Here is a 16,426-nt window from a genome sequence, read left to right as displayed (position 1 = left end):
GAGGTGCGGCCCCGCCCCCATGACGTCACGAAGGTCCATGCCCATGCAGTGGAAAGCTCGCACCCTCGGCCTCGGCGCCGTGTTCACCGGACTGTGCACCGCGGCCGGCCTCGCCGGCGCGGTTCCGCCCGCGCACGCCGACCTCAGTGCGCAGCTGACCTTCCTCTGCGCCGGCTCCACGGGCACCACCAAGGTCAAGGCCGCGGTGATCGCGCCGGGCTCGCTGGAGGGGCGGGCCGGCGAGCAGGTCAGCATGGGCAAGATCGCGCTGAGCCTGGCGGTGCCGGTGGCGATGCTGCCGGACCGCGCCGGTGACCGGCCCGGCGAAGCCCCCGTGACGGCGGCACCGGGCCGGCCGACCGTGAACGTCGGCGGCGCCGCCCGTCTCGCGGTCACGGTGACGCAGAACGGGCGCAGCACCGACGCGGCGTGGTCGGACGTCGCGTTCGACGCCTCCTCCGCGCTGGCCGTCGAGGACGGCACGGTCAACCTCGGCGGGACGGCGACGGCTCCGTCACTGGTGCCGGCCGAGGCCGGCGACCTGGTGTGGACCGTGCGCGGACTCACACTGGCGCTCAGCACCGGCACCGGCGAGGAGCCGCGGCAGGTGACCTGCGCTCCGGAGGGCGACGGCGTCATCGGAAGGCTTCCGGTGAAGGAGGGGGCCGCACCGGCGCCGGGGGCACGGAACTCCCTGCCCGCGAACGGCCTCTCGGCCGCCGCCGCTCCCGAGGTCAACCCGGAGTGCGAGGTGATCCCGGCTGCGGACGGAAAGACATGGGGTTTCAACCAGGATCCGCGGCTGAAACTGTGGGGCGCCGACGGAGAACCGGGCGGGGACTACCCGTCCTATGTGATCACACCGGGGAGCGATCCGGACGAGCTGGAGGCGAGGCCGGCGGATGTCGGCGCATTCTGCATCCGGGCCTCCGGGTTCACCGATATCAAGAAGTTGCACGCATCCAGCCCGCTCGGAGCGGAAACACTTCTGCGGCGCGGTGTGGAATACGTTACGTTCAAGAGCCGTCCGCCGGTGCCCAGTACGAACTACATTCAGCACCGCTCCTACAGCATGGTCAAGGAAGCGCGCAGTGTTTCCACAGCCCTGGGATTCGGCTTCATGCCGACTCTGGCGGCGACGTCCGTCCGCCAGGTGAAGCCGCCGGGGAGCGGACCGGACGGGCGAGTCGTCGGGAACTTCCGGAACGACCTCGGCAGCAACGGAAGTCTGCCGACTCCCGACTGGCTGCCCAATGACGTCGCCTGGTCCAGGTCGTTCGTCCAGGTCAAGGTGAACGACGTCCAGGTGAACGGCACTCCGCTGAGAATGGGAGAGTCGTGCCAGACCGCCCCGACGGTACTTTTCCTGAAAAGCGACCTGGGCAGCATAACGAGGGGCGGCGTCGACGTCAGCGAAGGATCCACCTTCACGGGAACGGTGAACATTCCTCAATTCTCCGGCTGCGGCGTTGGAGAGGATCTCAGCCCGCTGTTGAGCGCCGCCATCTCCGGCGGGGGGAACACCGTCAAGGTGGACGCCGGCAAGTGGTGCGCCGCGACTCGGGATCCGAGTGACTGCACCTCGGAGACCGAACCGCCGCCGGAGACCTACACGATCAAGCCCGGTGGCAGATGGGTCGTCGAGTCGAAGCAGTTCACCATCCCCGGTTCGGTGCCCACCTCCTCCATCGTCTGCGACTCGTTCTCGATCGGGTTCGATCTGCCCAAGGCGCACTGGACCGGAAGGCTGCACATAGCGAGTACGTCGGACATCAGGCTGTCCGGTTGCGAATTGCGCACGGCAGCTGGTGTCGAGCCCGTGACCGTCACGAACAACGGTCCCCTGACCCTGAGCATCGACGGCATCGTGGGGGACGCCGTATCTCTCGAGATGGCCGGGCTCAACCTCGAAGTCGAGCGCGGCGGGCAGAAGGGCTGCCTGAAGATGGGCCTCGAGGCCGTCTACATCGATCGAAGCGGCCCGCGCCCCGTGCGCAAGAATGCAGAAGTCCCCGCGAAGGTGACATATTTCGTCCCCAAGGACGGGGGAGCGGCCGAGACGGCCATCAGGCTCTACACCTTCGATTCCAGCGCTTGCACCGATGTGCCCGGGTTCGATCCCGCGAGCCCGCGCCAGCTGATTCTCTCACCTACCTTCACCTTCAGTCCGAAGCAGACCTTCGTTCGGGCTTGGTGACACATGGACGGCGACCGGAAAGGAGGAGAGCAGCCCAGCAGTTCGGCAACGTCGGCTTCGCCAGGCCGATGAGGACGTGAAGAACCGTAATTCGAGAGGAAAGAATATGCGGTCCATGAAGAAGAGTAAGCGCGTCGCTCGACTGGCGCTGCCGCTGGCCGGCGTGGCCACCGCCATGGCGCTGACCTCGGCGATGCCGGCGCAGGCCGCGCCCGCCCTGCCCGCCCTCAACCCCGACCCGATCCCGGCGTCGTTCGACTTCAGCGACTGTCCGGCGCTGCTGCCCGGCTACACCAACGCGGGCTCGGTGTGCTTCAGCACGGTCGTGACGAGCGGGACGTTCAAGCTCGGCAACTTCGACCAGACCATCGACCAGCCGATCCGGATGACGTTCGCCACCCAGTACAACCCGACCGAGCGGAAGAACACCCCGGTGTTCGGCAAGATGCGGGCCGAGAAGATGCTCGTGCAGCCGGGCCTCTTCGGTGACCCGTTCCTCAGCGCCGTCTACGCGCAGCCTGAGTTCGCGGGCCTGTTCGAGATGCCCCCGAGCACCGACTACAAGCTCAAACTGGGCCTGAAGGTCCGTCTGATCAATCCCTTGCTCGGGGGCTCGTGCCGGATCGGTTCGGACAGCAACCCGATCACCCTCAACCTGACGACGGGGACCACGAGCCCGCCGGCCGGGGTCGAGCCGCTCACCGGTGAGGCCGCGCAGATCGTGAAGGTCGAGCTGCCGATGGTGGTCCGGTCCGCCAAGCACGTGGACAACACGGCCCCCGCACCGGGCGCCAAGGGCTGCGCGCTGAACGGCGGTCTGGTGAACAGCGTCGTCAACCTGGTCGCCGGCCTCCCGAACGACGCGGGGGACAACGCGATGGTCTTCAACGAGTACATCGCGTCCAAGTCCTACACCGCGCTCGGGTCCTAGCCCACGAGGCGGTCCGGGGCGTGCGCGGCACCCTTCCCCGCGCACGCCCCGGAGGGCTCTGAGGCTTCGGGCCGTCGTGCCCGGAGGTGGGTCGTGCCTGCCCGCCACCACCCCCAGGGCAGGCACGATCACACACGTCACCAGGGGTGTCGGTTTTCGCCAGGGCCGACGCGGATGTGAAGAAGCGTAGTTCGCGAAAGGAAATGGACATGCGGTCCGCGAAGAAGACCAAGCGCGTCGCCCGGCTGGCGCTTCCGCTCGCCGGCGCGGCCACCGCCGTGGCGATGGCCGCGGTGGCCGCCCCCGCCCAGGCGGCCCCGGCGCTGCCGGCGCTGAACCCCGACCCGATCCCGGCCACGTTCGACTTCAGTGACTGCCCGGCGCTGCTGCCCGGCTACACCAACGCGGGCTCGGTGTGCTTCAGCACGGTCGTGACGAGCGGGAAGTTCCAGCTCGGCAAGTTCGACCAGGACATCACGTCGCCGATCCGGATGACGTTCGCCACGCAGTACAACCCGACCGAGCGCAAGAACACCCCGGTGTTCGGCCAGATGCGTTCGGAGAAGATGCTGGTCCAGCCGGGCATCTTCGGCGACCCGATCCTCAGCGCGGTGTACGCCAAGCCCGAGTTCGCGGGCGTGTTCGAGTTGCCGCCCAGCACCGACTACCGCATCAAGCTCGGTCTGAAGATCCGCCTCACCAACCCGTTCCTGGGCGGGAAGTGCCTGATCGGCAGCGACAGCAACCCGATCGTGCTGAACCTGACGACGGGCACCACCAGCCCGCCGGCCGGGGTCGAGCCGCTCACCGGTGAGGCCGCGCAGATCGTGAAGGTCGAACTGCCGATGGTGGTCCGGTCCGCCAAGCACGTCGACAACACCTTCGGCGTCCCCGGCGCCCAGGACTGCGCCCTCGACTGGGGCCTGGTGAACGCCATCGTGAACTCGCAGGCCGGCGTCCCGTCCGACCCCGGCGAGAACGCGATGGTCTTCAACGAGTACATCGCGTCCAAGTCCTACACCGCGCTCGGCTCCTAGCCCACGAGACGGTCCGGGGCGTGCGCGGCACCCTTCCGCGCGCACGCCCCGAAGGGCTCGGACACCACGGACCGTCGTGTCCGGAGGTGACTGTTGTGCTGATGAGAATCATTGGCCTGCTGGCCGTGGCGGTCTCCCTTTTCGGATGCGGGTCAGGCGGCGGAGACTATAGTCCCGGGGGATCGGCCCATCCGACTCCAGCGCCGAGCGAGACGACGGGCATGACGGCGAGAGGGATTCCACCGACGAGCATGACGACGGCATCGACGAGGGGCGGGCCCGTGACAGGTGTCGAGTACGCGACGGCGAAGCGGGTGCTCGACCGGCACCGTGCTGAGCTCATGCGAAAAAAGGGTGTGGTGGGAACGGGCATAACCGCGGTGGATCGCGGCGGCAGGACGGGACCGAGGATCTGGGGGATCGTCGTATACGTGAGGAGCCTGTCCGGGCTCGACATACCGGAATCGCTTGAAGGAGTACCTCTGAAGAGGCACCTCAGCGGGTCGATCGACCTCCGGTCCGGAGGCCATTGAGTCAAGGCTAGGGGCTCCTGATGATGCCGTAGGGCGCCAGTCTGAACGTGCAACCGATGACGACCTGGTCGCTGCCTTGGAGCGAACACGAGCCAGTAAAGCTTGAGACGCTCAGATGAGTGTAGTCAAAGACAGTGATCTCGCCGGTGGAGTTATCGTATGTGGCATCGACTCCGCCGGAGTCGCCCGGTGAGTCGGTGACGGTGACGTGACAGCCGTTGGAGACCTCTGCGTTGATGGTGATGCCAGAGACCCGTCCGGTGGTGATGCCCGTCCTGGCATCGTAGGCGCGAGCGTTGAACTTCCAGGGCAGACCCGCTGCGACGATGGTCACCTCGTAGCCTTGCGGCGCGGTGCACGCGCCACGGGCGTTTGCGGAATTCTTCAACTCGACGCTGTCGATGGAGACGATGCCGTTTCCGGAGAGACCGGTTCCGCGTCTAGCGCTGACCTTCGCTCTCACGCTGTCGCATTGGGCCCACCACGGCCCGGCAGTACCGATGAAGACTTGGCTGTTGACGGCAGTCGAGACCCCGCTGAGCGGGACGCTCCAGGTGAGATTGGATTCCGCGGCCTTGTAGCCGGCGGTTCCTGAGCTCAGGGTGAGAGCGAGAGTGCCCGCAAGCGCGGTGAGGAGGAGCGGCTTTCCGGTGAGCAACTGCCCGAAGGTTGCGTTACGTAATTGCGCAATCGCAGTACTGTACATATCATGCCGCCGGTAGAAAGGCGGGCGGCGTTGACTGGGGCTGTTTCGCCGTCTTGAGCATGGTAAGCACCTGTACCGGTTTGGTCACATCAGGGTCTTGGCTTTTTGGGTGAGACCTCTGTCTACTTGAGAGTAGCGCCGGCGTCCAAAAAAATCTGCGTCCACTTCCGGCCATCTGTGCCAGTGCTCGATGCCCTTGACAGGGAGCAAAGAAAGGTTGACCGTGGCGCACATGGGACCGATTGATCTTGAGGGCGGGCAGGTTATCGGGACAATGGCATGACCAGACCAGAAGACTGGCGAAAAGCACGGCCACTGGCGGCCCAGGCCAAGAAGAGAATCTGGGCCCGCCACGGCCGCGACCCCAATGTCGTCGGTGTTGCATTCGGTGCTCCGAGGCGTGGTGGCGAACGACTGGACACCCCCGCGTGCGTCATCTACGTGGTGCGCAAGAAACCCGAGGATGAACTGGCCAAGGCGCAGGTTCTGCCGCGGTCGGTGACGGTCGGCGGCAGCCGAATAGAGACGGATGTCGTCGAGACGGGCCGTATATACGCGCACGAGTACCGGGATCGCGAACGGCCGGCGCTCGCCGGCCTGAGCATCGGCCATGGCAACATCACCGCCGGCACCCTCGGCTGCTACGTCCTGGACAAGGCGAACGGCAACCGGCTGTCCATACTCTCCAACAACCACGTGCTCGCAGATATCAATCGAGGAGTGGCCGGAGACCCCATCTACCAGCCCGGGCCGGCCGACCTGCCGAAGGCGCCGGAGAATATAATCGCGAGGCTCACCAGGTTCGTGCCGATCGATTTCGGCGGGACGAACTACGTCGACTGCGCGGTGGCCGATCTCGACGTGGACTGCGCGGTCGTCGATGACGTGCGCGGCGACATGACCCGGCCGAGCCGGGAGCAGCCGGCCGTCGGCCTGCTGTTCGCGGGGCAGTCATTCGACGGGGTGGAGACGCGGACCTTTCTCTGTCCGATCAACGAGGTCGCCGCACGGCTCAACGTGGAGATGACGGCCGGAGCCGGCGCCCGGTCCGCCGTCCGGCCCGAGGATGCGCAGCCGCCCGGGGCACCGGTGCAGAAGACCGGCCGCACCAGCGAGTACACCACCGGCCGGATCGTGGACATCGACGTCATGTTGGAGATCAACATGGGCGATGGGAGCTCGGCCCTTTTCGACAACCAGATCGCCGTCACCGGAATGAGCTGCCCGGGTGACTCCGGGTCGATCGTGTGCCGGGGCGGGTCGGGGGCCGTGTCCACGATGAACTGCGGATGTGTCTTTCTCGCCGCGGCCGAGGAGTTCACCGGGGTGCCGTGGTCCCAGGAGTGGGAGCCGATCCGGTACGCGCGGGACAAATACCTTGCCAATTCGCTGACCGGGCGCTGGGTCATCGACACGTTCTTCGACAACCGGAATCAAGAGAACCTGGTCACCCGAGTCCAGGACGGATACGAGGGAGAGGTCCCGGAGGAGGACCGCGCCTTCGTCCAGGCGGTCTACGGCCAGTACTTCAGCGAGGTGAAGGTGGCGCTCTACGCCCCCGACCGCGACGACATCCGGGTCACTCAGCAGCATGTGACCGAGACTCAGGACGCCATCAACAGGGCACGCAAGTACATGCTGCCCGAGGAGGCCGACGCGGTACAGGAGGTGTTCGAGCTCTGCCGGGACAGGGTGCTCGGCAAGAACGGCCGCGAGCTCATCGCGCTGCTCGACGACGAGACGCTGTACCAGCGGATCAGGGAGATCGCCGCCGCGTCCGACTCGATCTCCGATCCCTATGCCTGAAGGCGGTGGGCACATGGGTTCCCGGCCCGGCGGAGGTTCGTCCGGCCCGGACCTCGGCTGGCTCACCTATGGTCGGGCGCACGATCTGCTGTCGTCCCTCGACGGCACACTGGTGACGTTCAGTCGGTCTGACGATGTACGGCTGTCCGAGGTCGCGGAACATCTGGTGCGGCGAGGCGGCAAGCGGGTGCGTCCGGCACTGCTGTTCACCGCGGCCGGGGCCGCCTCACGTGTCGGGGCCCCTGCGCCGGGTGCCGGCTCCGAGTCCGCCGCCGAGGACGCCGATCTGCTGACGGCTGCCGCGGCGATCGAGCTTCTGCATGTGGCCGCGCTCTATCACGACGACGTCATGGACCGGGCCGACATGCGGCGCGGCGCGTCCACCGTCAACGCACTGCGCGGCGACGCCGAGGCCCTGACGGCGGGCACGTTCTTGTTCGCGCGCGCGATCCGAATGCTCGTGGAACTGGACGGGCGGCTGGCCGGCTGGGCGGGCCAGAGCGCGCTGGCCCTCGCGCTGGGGCAACTCCAGGAGGCGGAGAACGCCTACAACGTCGGCCATCGGCTCGACTCGTACATCCAGATCGCAGCCCGTAAGACGGCTGCGCTGTTCGAACTCTCCTGCCGGGTCGGCGCTCGTCTGGCCGGCGCCGGCCGGGAGACCGCGGACGCCCTCGGGCTGTACGGCCGGGGCTTGGGGCTGGCTTTCCAGGCGGCCGATGACACGCTCGACATCACCGCCGAGGGCGGTCTCGGCAAGCGTCCGGGCATCGACCTGCGCGAGGGGGTCTACGGGCTGCCGGTGCTGCTGGCGCTGCAGCGCAAGACCGCGGAGGCCGACCGGCTCCGGCGGATCCTGGAGCGGGACGCCCTGGACGAGGCCGCTCAAGCGGAGGTACGGGACCTGGTCATCGCCGCCGGAGGCGTGGCCGGGGCCGTCAAGGTCGCGCACCGGTACGGGCAGGAGGCCGTGGCGCAGATCGCCGTACTGGCCGACTCGGATGCCAAGGAGTCCCTGATACGGCTGCCGCAGTACGTGGTGCTCCGGCGACATTGAACCGGCCCGCTGGAGGCGCGGCAGGTTCTGCGAGGACGGATCACCGACAAACCGAGGAGCAGGACGGAGACGACGAAGATGCCCCGACGAGACACGCCCCGTTCCGTGGACGGTGCGCGGACGCAGACCCGGCGCGGATTCCTGCGCTCAGCCGGGCTGGGGATCCTCGGCGCCGCGGCGGCGGTCGGCCTCCCCGCGGCGATGCCGGCGGCTCCGGCCGCGTCCGGCCGCACGGTCACCGACGCCCTGGCCGGTGCCCGGCGGCTCAGTTACCGAGCGGTGGCCGAAACCGTGGCCGGCCTGCGGGGCTCTGACCGCGGAAGCGATGTGACGACGGCCGAGGAGCGAATCGTCGCCTGGTATGCGAAGGCGACCACCGCTGAGCGCACGGAGATCGATGCGGCGCTCGACGCCGTCACCGAGGTGCTCGGCGCCGTCGGGCGCTCGTCACGGGAGACCCGCGACCGCGCCGTCCGCTTGGCAGAGCACCTCACCGGACCGCAGGAGAGGCCGCTCACCTCCGCGATCGGTCTCGCCGTGAGCGGGTTGGCCGGTGAGCAGTCCAGGCCGGTGGACGCGTACTCGGCCGGGCGCCTGTACGCCCGGCTGATCCGGGTGCTGCCCGAACAGCGCGGTCCCGGCCGCATGCGGGGCCCCGAACGGGCCGGGAACAAGTCGGTGCCCTGCCTGCAGCAGGCGAGCTGAGCCCAGATGGCCGGGAGCCGATGATGGACGACGCGGATGTGGTGATCGTGGGAGCCGGTCCGGCCGGGGCGGCGGCCGCGTACCATCTCGCGCGGCGCGGCAGGCGGGTGATCCTGCTGGACCGGTCCGCCTTCCCGCGCGACAAGCCCTGCGGTGACGCGGTCACCCGGGCCGGTGTGCGGTTGCTGGCCGAGATGGGCGTGCTCGCCGATCTCGGCGGGACCCGAGTCATCGGCGGGCTCAGCGTCTCGATGGGCGCGAAGGGCCGGCGCAGCACACGCGACTTCCGCTACGGGGACGACGGGTACGGGATCGTGGTCCCGCGCGCCGTGCTGGACGAGGCGATCGTCGCCCGCGCCGTCGGCGCCGGTGCCGACTTCCGCGATCGCGTCCGGGTGGCGCGGCTGGTCCAGACGGACGCCGGCGCGGTTCGCGGGGTCGAGATCGCCGGCGGGGCGGGTGTCCTGCAGGCCCCCGTGGTCGTGGCCGCGGACGGGGGTACCTCGGTCCTGGCCAGGCGGTCCACGCGGGAAGGGCGGCGGCAAGGCCGGTACGGATACGCTGTCCGCGCGTACTTCGACCTCCAGGAGGCGGGTGGGCTCGACGACCTTTTGCGCTTCGTCATGCCGCTCGCGCATCCGGCGACCGGGGCGCGGCTTCCCGCCTACGGCTGGATCTTCCCGATGGGTCCGGATCGGATCAACGTCGGCGTCGGCGTCGCCGAGCGGCAGCCCGGCGTGAACCTGGCCGACATGTTCGCCGGGTTCACCGATGAGCTGCGTACCAACCTGCCGGGCTTCGCCGCCGCCCGGCAGACCGGACCGTTGCGCGGCGCCCCCCTGTGCACCGGCTTCGTGCCGGAGCGGTCCTGGGCGCCGGGGCTGCTCCTGGTGGGAGACGCGGCCGGCATGATCAACCCGGCGACCGGGGAGGGCATCAGCTTCGCCCTCGAATCAGGCAAGATCGCGGCGGAGGCCATCGACGCCGGGCTCGAGACCGGGCGGACGGACGACTTCTCGGCCTACGCGACATGCCTGGCCCGCAGATTCAGCGGCCATCTGGAGACGGGCCGGCACGCCGCCGTCCGGCACCGGCTCGCGTGGCGGGTCCTTGAGGACACGTTCGAGTCCGACCGGCCGATCTTCGCCCTGGTCCGGCGCACCACTCTCTCCCCCGGCCCCGGCATCGACTCACGGGCGCAGGCAGTGTCCGCCGACCTGCGCGGCTGCCTGCGCCCCGGGCTCGGCCTCGGGTCCCAGCTGGTCGTGGCCAGTGAGATCCTCGCCGACACGGTCCGCCGTGACTGGCCCTTCCTGGCGCGGCTGCACTCGATGACGACCGACGAGCATGTCCTCGCGCGTCCGGCGCTGTTCGTGCTGCTCGCCGCGCGCTGCCGGAGCGACGGCGGCGGTGCGCCCCGCGCGACCTCCGGGGCCGATACGGCATCCGATCGTCTGATCACGCTGGCGGCTGCGGCCGACCTCGCGGCGATGGCGGTGCTGGCCGCCGCCAGCGTGGACGTACACCCCGCCGCGGCCGCCCCCGCCGGGCCGAACTGGGGGACGACCTTCGCCGTCCTCTCCTCCGACCTGCTGCTCGCGCGGGCGCTGGCGCTCTGTGCGACCACGAGCCCGGAGCTGGCCGCACAGGTCGCGTCTGCCGTCGAGGAGGCGTGCCGGGGCCGGATTCGCGAGCTGGCCGCCCACCGGCTCAGTACGCCGCCCGAGCCACGCCGGTGGCTGGAGCTGTCGTCGCGGTCGGGGCTCGCCGCGCTGGCCGCCGCCTCCTGTGAGCTCGGCGCCCGTGCCGCCGGGGCCGCCGAGGAGGTGATCGCGGCCCTCGGTGCGTACGGCCGGAGCATCGGCCTGGCGGTCCAGCTCCTGGAGGACGACCGCCGCCTGTCCGGCGGCACCGATCAGCTCGGTCGCGATGCGCTGGCCGATCTCGACGAAGCGTCCCCGTGCGCGCCCTTCCGGCTGGCACGGGTGCATCTCGGGTCGCGGCTGGAAGCGGTTCACTCTTTCGCGGGCGACACCCGCACCCGCGCCGACCGGGCGGCCGAACTGGTCCGCCTGATCGGCACGACCACCGTGCTCGAGCAGACCCGCGGCTGGATCCGCGAACTCGTCGACGAGGCTGAGCGAGCCCTCGAACGAGTCCCCCCATGCCCTGCCCGTGACTCCCTCGCCGCCATTGCGCAGCAGGTGCGGCGCCACGCGGGCGGTGCGGACCCCGCGTTCACCCCAGGGCGGACCGACCCGACCAGCGTTCACGCACGAAGGGCACAGTCATGAAACGCCGCCTCATCCCCCTTCTGGCCCGCTGCCTCACGCTGGCGCTGGCGCTTTCGCTGACGACCGTGCTCGCCGACCAGGCCGGCAGCGGCGGCAGGGCGGCGGCCGCGCCGCGATCGCCGGCCCTCGCGGCGAAGGCCGCCGACCCGGCGTCCCCGCAGGCCGGGCAGTTCTACTCGGTACGGGGTCGGGCGGCCGGCCCACTGGACATCGCCGCCGGTGCGACCGCCACGGTGAAGGTGGCGGGGGTGGCCGGCGTGCCGGCATCGGGAGTGGCCACCGTCGCGCTGAACCTGGCATCGAAGGGCACCAGCGCAGCCGGTTCTCTCGTGGTGTTCCCCTCCGGGGCGGCCGAGCCGGGGGCGGTCGCGTCGGCCTATCGCGGCGATATCTACGTCCACAACCTGGTGACCGCCAAGGTCGGCACGGACGGCCAGGTCAAGATCGCCAACCGCGGCGGGGGTGTTGTTCGGGTCTATGCCGATCTGTACGGATACACGCTCTCGCAGGCCGGTACCGCGGCCGGGAGCGTCTACGTCGCGCTGCCGGGATCCTCCCTCCTCGGAAGGACCGATATTGAAGCCGGTGCTACGTATACCTTCAGACCTCTCGGAAAAGGCGGCATTCCCAACTCACTCTCCGTGACTCACATCGCGGTCACCGTCAACGCCGGCTCGTCGGGCACGGGAAAGATCACGTTTTACCCTTCGGGAACCGCCCGACCTGCCCTGCCCAACCTGGATTTCAGCGGGAACAACCCGGCGCGGAACTTCGTGATCGTCCCCGTGGGCGACGACGGCGAGGTGACCATCAGTGCCACCGGGGCCGCGGCGACCATCTACGTCGACGTGGCCGGTTACTACGTGAAGCCCTCGACCACCAGGACCGGCGCGGTCGCTCGGCCTCTGCAGCCGACCCGGATCGCCACCAACGTGAGCATCGGGGAGTACAGCAGTCACACCTTCGCGCCGCTGGGCAAGGGGGGTGTCCCCACGGACCCCGGCGTCTGGGCGGTGGGCATCAACGTCATCGTCAAGGGCAATGCCGGCACATGCTGCTACGCCGTGATGGTCAACGACGCGCTCACGGTGGAATACGCGGGGAGCGCGACTGCGAGCGGCTACACCACGGCCAAGATCGGTGACAACGGTACGATCAACGTCCGCAACGCGGGCCCCGCCGTTACGGTGCAGATCGACGTGTTCGTGTACTACACCGGGCCGACCAAACCGGGGGCTCCCGGCGATGTCACGGGAGTCCCCCGGCACCAGGCGGTGCAACTGACCTGGCAGCCGCCCTCCGAGGATGGCGGCTCCCCCATCACCGGATACAAGGTCACCGCCTCTCCCGGCGGGGCCACCGCCACCACGTCCGGTGAGGCCACGGCCACCGTCCGCGGGCTGGAGAACGGCCGGGCCTACACGTTCACCGTCACGGCCACCAACCTCGTCGGGACCGGTCCGCCGTCTGCGCCATCCGCGGCCATCACGCCGGTGGCGGGCCGGGTGCCCGGCCAGCCCACCGCCGTCACCGGAACCCCTGGCCACGGCCAGATCAAGGTGTCGTGGAAGGCGCCGGCCGATGATGGTGACGATGCGATCACCAGGTACACCGTCACCGCCGCGCCCGGAGGCGAGACCGTGCGCACCCATTACGACGAGACCGAGGCCACGGTGACCGGCCTCGTCAACGGAACACAGTATGCCTTCACGGTCACGGCGACCAACGGCATCGGCACCGGTCCCGCGTCGGCGCCCTCGGACCTGATCGCCCCCGAGCCGCCGCGGGCGCCCGGCAAACCCCTGATCACCGAGGTCTTCCCGCGGGACGGCGCGGTCCGGGTGAGCTGGAGCCCGCCGGAGACCGGAGCCTCCGGTCTCACCGGATACCGGGTCATCACCAACCCGGGCGGGGAGCTCACCGCCGTCGAGCCGGACAAGACCGAGGCCACGATCACCGGCCTGACCAACGATGAGTCCTACACCTTCTCCCTGGCCGCGATCAACGACTTCGGCTACGCGGTCTCGCGGGCCTCCGATCCGGTCACCCCCGTTGCGCCCGACGTCCCGCTGCCGCCGGCCGGTCTCCTGGCGACGCCGCTGGACGGACGGATCGACGTCCAATGGGTGGAGCCCCCCGACGGCGGAGCGCCTGTCACGGGCTACAAGCTGACGGCCGAGCCCGGGGGGCACGCGGTGGACGTGCCCGCTGGTACGACCGTGGCTCCGATCACCGGCCTGACGAACGGCACCGCCTACCTGGTGAAGGTGGTTGCCACGAACAAGGCCGGCGACAGCAGGCCGTCCGAGCAGGCCGATGTCGTACCGGACGCGGCGCGGCCGCCGGGCGCCCCGCGAGAGATACAGGCGGGCGTCACCGCGACCGGCTCGGTGGCGCTGAACTGGTCGGTGCCCAGCGACACCGGCACCGCACCGATCACCGGTTACACCGTCACGGCCTCGCCGGGCGGGGCGACCACGACCACGACCGGTACGACCGCGACCATGACCGGGTTGGATCCCGCAAGCCAGTACACCTTCACCGTCCGCGCCGCCAACACCCACGGGGCGGGACAGCCGAGTGCGGCAACCGACCCGCTCACCCCAAAGCTGACGGTAACGGCGAATCCGCTGGTGGTGCTGTCGGAGGCGTCTGTCAAGACCCTGCGCGCCGCCCACAAGGACGGGACTCTCTACTTCGAGGAGCCCACACCCCAGGTCGCCGCCCTCACCGTCGGCTCCATCGTAGTGATCACCCCCACAGGCAAGGCTCCTGACGGCGTCTTCCGCACGATCACCGGAGTGACCCGGCGGGCGGGGCTGCTGATCCTGTCGGCACGCCAGGCGGCGCTGAACGAGGCAGTGACCGACGGCGGGTTCTCGATGGACGCCTTCCTAGGGGCAGACGACACGCCTCAACTCGAGGCGCTGGGCCCCGGCGTGCGGATTCGCCGCCCCACGATCCGCGGGAAGACCGTCGACCAGGGCGCGCCCTCAGGCGGTGTGACCCCGCGAGGCGTATCGGTCGGCATTCGGGATGGCAGCCTGGTGCTCGAATTCTCCTACGCCACCGAACCGGACTCGGAGGGACGGGTCGGCAAGGTGGAAGCGTGGTGGACCTTCACCCCGCACATCCGTCCGAGAGTGTGGGTGTCTGCAGGAAAGATCTATATGGACTCCCACCTGTCGCTGGCCTACGCAGACGAATACCGGGTGAAGTTGGGCATCGGCGCCGAACTCAAGATCAGCAAGGATTTTGCCAAGATAAAGTTTCGCCGCAAACTGCTCTACTACGTACCGCCGCTCTGGGTGCAACCCACCTTCAACCTCCGGTTCGACATCAGAATCGAGGACTCCGGCGGTGTGACCGTGGCACTGCAACACGATCGGGAGGTCGGTGCGCACATCTGGAAGGACGACACGGGCCTCCACTTCGAGAAGATCGACAGGGACGGATCCAACAAGGGAGTCCATGCCAGCTTCTATCTCGATGCACTCGCCCATGCCGCAGTGCTGGCGGAGTTCACGCTGATCTTCGACGAGACCGGCGGTCCCGGAATAGGCGTCGGCCCGTACATCGAGGCGAAGGCGGACACCACACAGAATCCCTGGTGGGAGGTGAGAGTCGGTATCCGGGTCGATGCGTACTTCCGGTTGAGTAAACTCTTAGGCGAGGGCGAGGCGCGGCTCGACCGCCTCATCAACCTCTTCTGGACCCTGCTCCACGCCGGCGGGCCGTTCATCGGGCTCACGGTCGAGCCCGCACGTACTGAGACCGACGTCAATGTGCCGGTCGCCTTCACGGCCAATTTCGCTGGAATCCCGCCGGGACCCGTCACCTGGAAGGTCACCTCGGGGCCGGGGACCATCGATGCCAACGGCCGCTTCGTCTCATCTGAGAGAGGTACCTCGGAGATCACGGCCACCAGCGCGGGCTATAGTGCGACCGCCTTGGTCTACGTGTTGTGCCGAGCCGGAACCCTGGCCGCCGTGAGCCCGGCGGCCGACGGGCCCGACCCGGGAATCAGCCCGTCCGCACCCCGCGGCGTCACCGGCGTCCCCGGCCCCGCGTCGGCGACCGTCTCCTGGACCCCGCCCGAACGGCCGGGACCGCTGCCCGTCCGCGAGTACGCGATCGTGACCAGCCCGGCCACCACCACGACTTATGTGCGCGGGGACGTGACGAACGCCGTCCTCGACGGCCTGTCGCCGTACCAGCGGTACCATTTCACCGTTTACGCGCTCAACGACGCGGCGGTGGGCCTGCCGTCCGAGCCGAGTGCGGGTGTCGAGCCCGGCGACTCGATCATCCCGATCGATGTGGTGACCGTGACCCCTTCCTCAACCGTGTTCGGAGAGCCCGCGCCGGCCCGCCGAGCATCGGTGCTGCTGCCGCCCGTGCGGCCGGCACGGGAGTGCTGCTCATGAGACCCGATGACCTTCCCGACGAGTTCACTGAAGGCGCGTATATCGCGCGTCAGACCTGGCGCAGCAACTTGCCGATCCTGGTCATCCTCGGCGCCGTGGACGTGTTCGTGCTCTATCAGACCATTCGGAAACCCGGGCTCGGGGCGGGCCTCGCACTAATGGGGTTCGGCGGGTTCACCGCGCTACTCGCCTTTTTCGTCATGAGATCGGTGCGCCGTGGTGAGGTTTCGTTCGCGGTGGACGCCCGCGGCGTCTATTTCGGCTACAGCGGCAAGGACATTGAACCAGAACTGATCCCCTGGTCATGGATCGATCGTATCGTGACCTTCGATCGGATAGTGCACCACGGCGGCCTGAAAGGGTACGCGGGAGTCGAGCTCAATGAAGCCGGTGTCACTGCCCGAATGGGCCGCCTGCCTAGGCCACCTGAACTGCCGCCGCCGACCGCTGCGGAACAGGAGTTCAACGAGGCGCTCTTTCGTCCCTGGCTTCACCGGCTGGCGGCTGAGCCGTCGCTGGTGTCGCAGGAAATCCAAGGCTGGCGGCTGGATAAGGAGAGGCTGACCGAGACGGTCATGCGCCACTCGCCCGATACGCCGATTGCGCAGCTCCTCACCCGCCGAGATCCGAACATCGTGGGCATGGCGGCGACGGCCTGGCAGGTGCGCCAGAACCTCCGACGACTCGCTGAACGGGACGACGACCAGAGGAAAGACGACAAGCGATGACGTGC

Annotated in this window: 11 protein-coding genes; 10 read left to right on the top strand and 1 reads right to left on the bottom strand. The window is 68.9% G+C overall.

What is annotated here, in order from left to right; genetic code table 11:
• Positions 1-43 precede the first annotated feature (43 nt).
• The 4 genes from ABFX46_RS01935 to ABFX46_RS01920 all read left to right on the top strand — a co-directional run bounded on the left by ABFX46_RS01935 (position 44) and on the right by ABFX46_RS01920 (position 4,698).
• A complete protein-coding gene (locus ABFX46_RS01935; RefSeq protein ID WP_346039594.1) occupies positions 44-2,197 on the top strand; it encodes a hypothetical protein in 2,154 nt (717 codons plus the stop codon).
• A gap of 115 nt (positions 2,198-2,312) precedes the next feature.
• On the top strand, positions 2,313-3,128 hold the full coding sequence (locus ABFX46_RS01930) for a hypothetical protein (RefSeq protein WP_346039593.1): 816 nt from the start codon (positions 2,313-2,315) through the stop codon (positions 3,126-3,128).
• 209 nt (positions 3,129-3,337) lie between these two features.
• Positions 3,338-4,165 (top strand): hypothetical protein, encoded by an 828-nt coding sequence (locus ABFX46_RS01925; RefSeq protein ID WP_346039592.1) that lies wholly within the window; start codon positions 3,338-3,340, stop codon positions 4,163-4,165.
• 281 nt (positions 4,166-4,446) lie between these two features.
• Positions 4,447-4,698 carry a hypothetical protein gene (locus ABFX46_RS01920; RefSeq protein ID WP_346039591.1) on the top strand — a complete coding sequence of 84 codons (252 nt, stop codon included), beginning with the start codon at positions 4,447-4,449 and terminating at the stop codon, positions 4,696-4,698.
• A gap of 7 nt (positions 4,699-4,705) precedes the next feature.
• On the opposite strand, the gene ABFX46_RS01915 is transcribed toward ABFX46_RS01920, so the two are convergent.
• A complete protein-coding gene (locus tag ABFX46_RS01915; RefSeq protein WP_346039590.1) occupies positions 4,706-5,404 on the bottom strand; it encodes a hypothetical protein in 699 nt (232 codons plus the stop codon).
• A 444-nt stretch (positions 5,405-5,848) separates the two neighbouring features.
• Between ABFX46_RS01915 and ABFX46_RS01910 the strand changes: the two genes are divergently transcribed.
• The 6 genes from ABFX46_RS01910 to ABFX46_RS01885 all read left to right on the top strand — a co-directional run bounded on the left by ABFX46_RS01910 (position 5,849) and on the right by ABFX46_RS01885 (position 16,421).
• On the top strand, positions 5,849-7,210 hold the full coding sequence (locus ABFX46_RS01910) for a chymotrypsin family serine protease (protein ID WP_346039589.1): 1,362 nt from the start codon (positions 5,849-5,851) through the stop codon (positions 7,208-7,210).
• Between the two features lie 13 nt (positions 7,211-7,223).
• Complete coding sequence (locus tag ABFX46_RS01905) at positions 7,224-8,267, top strand: polyprenyl synthetase family protein (RefSeq protein ID WP_346039588.1); 1,044 nt, start codon at positions 7,224-7,226, stop codon at positions 8,265-8,267.
• A gap of 78 nt (positions 8,268-8,345) precedes the next feature.
• Entirely contained in the window at positions 8,346-8,972 is a 627-nt protein-coding gene (locus ABFX46_RS01900; protein WP_346039587.1) for a hypothetical protein, read from the top strand.
• A gap of 20 nt (positions 8,973-8,992) precedes the next feature.
• The gene (locus tag ABFX46_RS01895; RefSeq protein WP_346039586.1) at positions 8,993-11,266 is read left to right on the top strand and encodes a geranylgeranyl reductase family protein; all 2,274 of its coding nucleotides are present in this window, start codon (positions 8,993-8,995) and stop codon (positions 11,264-11,266) included.
• Entirely contained in the window at positions 11,263-15,693 is a 4,431-nt protein-coding gene (locus ABFX46_RS01890; RefSeq protein ID WP_346039585.1) for a fibronectin type III domain-containing protein, read from the top strand. The genes ABFX46_RS01895 and ABFX46_RS01890 overlap by 4 nt, the downstream gene beginning before the upstream one ends.
• Positions 15,690-16,421 (top strand): hypothetical protein, encoded by a 732-nt coding sequence (locus ABFX46_RS01885; RefSeq protein ID WP_346039584.1) that lies wholly within the window; start codon positions 15,690-15,692, stop codon positions 16,419-16,421. Before ABFX46_RS01890 ends, ABFX46_RS01885 begins: the two co-directional genes overlap by 4 nt.
• The last annotated feature ends 5 nt before the right edge of the window (positions 16,422-16,426 follow it).

Origin of the sequence: Actinomadura chokoriensis, from assembly GCF_039529475.1 — a bacterium.
Lineage (GTDB): Bacteria > Actinomycetota > Actinomycetes > Streptosporangiales > Streptosporangiaceae > Spirillospora > Spirillospora bangladeshensis.
The sequence above is the reverse complement of the archived record's forward strand: the minus strand, read 5'-3'. Positions and strand labels throughout refer to the sequence as shown.

Excerpts from the sequence above, each read along its gene's own strand:
- ABFX46_RS01890 (WP_346039585.1), top strand. The coding sequence starts at position 11,263 with ATGAAACGCCGCCTCATCCCCCTTCTGGCCCGCTGCCTCACGCTGGCG.
- ABFX46_RS01900 (WP_346039587.1), top strand. The coding sequence starts at position 8,346 with ATGCCCCGACGAGACACGCCCCGTTCCGTGGACGGTGCGCGGACGCAG.
- ABFX46_RS01925 (WP_346039592.1), top strand. The coding sequence starts at position 3,338 with ATGCGGTCCGCGAAGAAGACCAAGCGCGTCGCCCGGCTGGCGCTTCCG.
- ABFX46_RS01885 (WP_346039584.1), top strand. The coding sequence starts at position 15,690 with ATGAGACCCGATGACCTTCCCGACGAGTTCACTGAAGGCGCGTATATC.
- ABFX46_RS01930 (WP_346039593.1), top strand. The coding sequence starts at position 2,313 with ATGAAGAAGAGTAAGCGCGTCGCTCGACTGGCGCTGCCGCTGGCCGGC.
- ABFX46_RS01905 (WP_346039588.1), top strand. The coding sequence starts at position 7,224 with ATGGGTTCCCGGCCCGGCGGAGGTTCGTCCGGCCCGGACCTCGGCTGG.
- ABFX46_RS01935 (WP_346039594.1), top strand. The coding sequence starts at position 44 with ATGCAGTGGAAAGCTCGCACCCTCGGCCTCGGCGCCGTGTTCACCGGA.
- ABFX46_RS01895 (WP_346039586.1), top strand. The coding sequence starts at position 8,993 with ATGATGGACGACGCGGATGTGGTGATCGTGGGAGCCGGTCCGGCCGGG.
- ABFX46_RS01915 (WP_346039590.1), bottom strand. The coding sequence starts at position 5,404 with ATGTACAGTACTGCGATTGCGCAATTACGTAACGCAACCTTCGGGCAG.